The organism is Vibrio sp. 1249-1 (assembly GCF_033340495.1).
Genome location: NZ_JAWOWJ010000505.1, coordinates 1 through 718, shown reverse-complemented (window position 1 = coordinate 718; position 718 = coordinate 1). Strand labels below are relative to the sequence as shown.

The following is a 718-nucleotide window of genomic DNA, read 5'->3' as shown; positions in this document are numbered from 1 at the left end:
TTGAGATAATCCGTTGCGGTCATTTTGATCCTTCAAATGGTTTCGTTATGTAGACAGTTGATTATTGCACGCTTGGCCGTGAGAAAGGAGCGACAATCTCATTTGTCGATTTTGCATCGCGTAAAGGTGATTTTACTATTTGTTTACATTTTAAATGGTTAGTAGGTTATTTGTTGTGGCGCACCTTACGTTTGGGCGTTGATGGTATACAATTTATAAAATTTCTTGTTGCAGTCGTACAAAGCGGAAACGAAATGATAAATAAAGCAAAAATAACGTTGCTGGCGCTAGGAGTGGTTTTAGCGGGATGCTCGTCAGTGACGGCTCCTAAAAAGGATGCCATTGAGAGTATTCAGCAAAAATGTGCGGTCATTCTGAGTAGTGATGTCTCTGATGATCACCGTTGGCAGGTGTATAACGAGCTGATGCAAGAATATGCGGTACATGCCATTAAAACTCAGGCTCAACTTGACCGCTTTGAAGCGTTTGTTATGCGAGTGCAAAGTGATGATTCAGGTCAGCTGATTACTGAGCTGATTGAAGTAACTGACTGGGGATGCTCAAACGGTAATTATCTTGAAGAGATGGATATGTTCATTCAAGAGGTTCAAAAGTAAAAAACCGAGCGTTCAGTCGCTCGGTTTTTTGTTTTTGTTGCACTCTATTTTTGTAGCACTCTAGTGCGCTGGCTCGTCGGGACGTTTACTCTTCTGGGTAC

1 protein-coding gene is annotated in these 718 nt (G+C 41.8%); it reads left to right on the top strand.

Annotated elements, in window-relative coordinates; translation table 11 throughout:
- The first annotated feature begins 254 nt into the window (after window positions 1–254).
- Window positions 255–617 carry a hypothetical protein gene (locus R7Z50_RS27260; protein WP_025442435.1) on the top strand — a complete coding sequence of 121 codons (363 nt, stop codon included), beginning with the start codon at window positions 255–257 and terminating at the stop codon, window positions 615–617.
- Window positions 618–718 lie beyond the last annotated feature (101 nt).

Coding starts and splice junctions, on each gene's coding strand:
- R7Z50_RS27260 (WP_025442435.1), top strand. CDS start 255: ATGATAAATAAAGCAAAAATAACGTTGCTGGCGCTAGGAGTGGTTTTA.